Below are 3255 nucleotides of genomic sequence, written 5' to 3'. Positions count from 1 at the left end.
GTCTTCTTTGACGCCACCTACATCTACCACATGATTCTCTTCCGCGAGCGTTACGGTGTTTGGCCGCCCAAGTACATCCCCGAGCTCTTCGTAGAGTTCGGTGATTACGAGGACATGGACGCCCTCATCAAGGGTCTCTGTTACGCCCGCAAGTATGAGATTGGCTCCCCCGAGGCTGGGGAGTACCGACAGATCCCGGAGCACCTGCAGCGCATCCTTGATGCCTCGTCTAAATAAAGTTATTCAGATGTAGTACCGCATAGAGAAAGCCCCTGGGCTTGAGAGATTAGCTCTCAGCCCAGGGGTCTTCTGTATACCTAGGGTCAGCCAAGAAACTTGGGCGGATACGGACCCAATCCCACCCGCTGGTGAATGGTCGCCTGGTCTTCACCCGAGCCTTGCACCGAGTTAACTTTCTGGCCGATTAGCCCGTAGAGCATTATATTGCTCTATATTTCTGCTTATCAGAGCTTATATCTGCATAGAGTATCCTTGGGGAAGATACGTCACCTGCGGGTGGCGCGCTTCCGGATATTCACCAACCACACGAAACGAGAACCCGCCATGCGCACCTTCCTCATCATCCTCTGGAGCGTTGACGCGTTTGGTGCGCTGGTGCGTGTTGAGTACTTTGATAGCGCTCAGCCTGAGAATGCTTGGGTGAAGGTGCTGGTCACTGATGAGGGTGCCCGTGTTCGTGCAGTATGCCTCTACAGTGTGCAGGATGAGGCGAAGACCGACTCCCAGTCGGCTGAGTTTGCCTCTGCTGTTGAGGATGCTCAGGCGTGGCTTCCGCAGTGCCCGGAGTCTGTAGAGCTTGAGGGCGTCACTTTGGTGCCGGTCTCGACGAGCGTGTTCTCCTATGACGGTAATGATTCGCGTCTTCTGCAGGTTTCTTCGGATGGTTCCGGCTCGTCGTTGACCTATGGTGCGGCTGGGTTTGTGAGCTCGGTGGCGTCGTGGGGTTCTGCTGAGGATTCGGCTGTGTCCTTCTCCCTGTTGTGTGCTTCTGCTGATGGTCGTGTGCTTGCTGCCGGTGGTGCGTCTGCTGGTGTACCCGAGTTTGGTGTACCCTCAACCGGTACTGGTGCCGGTGCTGGTGTTGGTTCTGTGGCTGGTTTTGCTGCTTCGGTGATGCACCCGCTGGTGTGGGATGAGAATTCGTTTGTTCCGCGTGTGCTGGGTGTGGGCGGCTCGTCGTTGCCTTCTGTGGGTTCGTTGGTGCCTGGTGCCGGTTCTGGTGCCGGTCTGTTGGATCCGTATGGTTGGGCTTCTTTGGGTGTTGCTGCGCCTGCTGTGCCTTCTGCTCAGAGTGCTGGTGCTACGCCGGTGTTGCCGGATTCGCTGGTTGGTGTTTCTGCGGCTTCGGGTGTGGTGCTGGGTTCTACTGGTTTTGAGGTGTTGGGTGCCCGCGTGGTGGATTCGCGTGTGGCTCGCTTTACGGCGCCTGATCCTTTGGCTGCGCCGGTGGGTGCTGGTTGGGGTTCTGACCCGTTCTCGCTGGTGGGTGGTAACCCGGTTTCTTTGGTGGATCCGTGGGGTTTGTCGCCGGTGTCGGTGGAGGATTTTGAGAAGTATCGCGAGTCCTGTGCTGATAGAGGCGTGAATGGATGGCTAAATCGACATTCAGATGCAATACAAACCGCTCTAACTGTTTTGGGTATCGGGCTGTCTTTGTTGGCTTTTGTCGCTACAGGTCCAGTAATGCTTCTGGTACTTGGTGCAGTATCTGGTGCAGCTTTAGCCGCTTCCACCTCTATCTCCAATAACCGGGACGAAAATGGTCGTGTGAACTGGGGCCGTGTTGGAATCGATGCAGCAATCGGTGGAGCTTTTGGTGCTATCGGTGGTGGCATCGCGGCGAAGGGTCGCGGTGTGATGGTTGCCCTGGGCCGTACCAAAGCCGTTGGCGCTCTAGAGCAAGCTGTAACCAGTGGATGGTCGAAGGGTGCGAAGGTATTCGCGACTAGGGCGAGCGTAAATGCAATTCCCGAGGTTGCAGCCGGATTTGTGGGCGGCTTTGAGAACCTTGCCCATGATGCCGTGAACGGCAAGATTGGCGATAAGGGGCAGTATTCTATTCGCGAGCATGTGGTTTCTACCGTCAGCGGCGGCATCTTTGGTGGTTTGTCCAGTGCTCCTCGTGCACTTTCTGGTTCGCTTGCCAAGAAGGCTCAGCCGATGACTCAAAAAATGTATGATACGGCGCGATCGGTAAAAAATAATTATCTTGCTCCTAGTGTTACCAAGCTAGATAATGAAAAAGTTACTCGTGCGTTTAACGTTGTATCTGAAGGACTGAGTAAATTAAAGCCTCGTCCTGTGGCCCAATTCGCCTCTGATGTATTGACTCCTGCTTTTTTGAAGACAAGTCAGAGCCTTGTCGATACGTGGGGAAGAAATGGAGAAATAACCATGTCAGACCTTCTTTGGAGCGGTGGTAAAGGTCTTATTGGTGGAGGACTCGGAGCGGTGAAGTATCACGAGGGATCTTCCGTTAAAGATCCGCGCACCATTGCGCAGCTGGGTATGAGCCATGATACGAGTATGTCTCGAATTGCTTATGTCCGTGATCCAGAGAAGAATAAAGCTCGTTTGGAGCAGAAAATGAAGGATCTGGACAAGACTATGCTTGGTATTGGTCGCGGTAAGGTAGCTTCAAAGGGACTAGATGAAATGCAGGATACGCACTCATATATTGAGAAACAACCAGGAGATTTTGAAAGTAAATACGATAAGCCCATTAGCGAAACTATAGTTGGCTATAAAGATTCTAAGGTAAAGAAATAGTGCATTTTCTGAATAGGTTTATATCTGAAACAGTAACTAATGGTTCAATTGGTTTAGTGCGCCCAAAAGGCTATATTCCCCTAGGTCAGCGGCAGAAAAACCCTCTTCTGGTTCTTGTATATGTAGATGTATTGACGTTTCTGATGTGCATTGTTACACCCTTTGTGATTTCAGGGGATATTGAATCTTTAATAGTCTTCTTTCTTATGATGAATATCCTTGGGTCTCCCGCTTGGTATTTGGTTTTACATGCGCATTTCTTTTACATCCAGCAGAATGAGACCTCTGTAAAATGGCGGAACTGGCGATTCAAAACCCGCGAGTTCGACTACAGCAGCATCACCAAAATCCATATGAAAGAGAACGGCAAGGGCGGCTACTTCGTAATTAGCAGTAGCCAGATGGGTAAACGCCGCCTAGCGTTCAGTCCGGTCTTCTTTGACGCCACCTACATCTACCACATGA

General features: G+C 52.0%; 2 protein-coding genes and 1 pseudogene. All 3 read left to right on the top strand.

What is annotated here, in order from left to right; genetic code table 11:
• Positions 1-237: pseudogene (locus HMPREF2527_RS09740) on the top strand (hypothetical protein); the annotation flags it as partial.
• 327 nt (positions 238-564) lie between these two features.
• Complete coding sequence (locus tag HMPREF2527_RS09825) at positions 565-2790, top strand: RHS repeat-associated core domain-containing protein (RefSeq protein ID WP_070505510.1); 2226 nt, start codon at positions 565-567, stop codon at positions 2788-2790.
• A partial coding sequence (locus tag HMPREF2527_RS00500) for a hypothetical protein (RefSeq protein ID WP_070505508.1) occupies positions 2790-3255 on the top strand: 466 nt, incomplete at its 3' end. The genes HMPREF2527_RS09825 and HMPREF2527_RS00500, both read left to right, overlap by 1 nt.

Origin of the sequence: Rothia sp. HMSC071B01, assembly GCF_001808945.1 — a bacterium.
GTDB lineage: Bacteria > Actinomycetota > Actinomycetes > Actinomycetales > Micrococcaceae > Rothia.
This window is presented reverse-complemented; position numbering and strand designations above follow the sequence as displayed.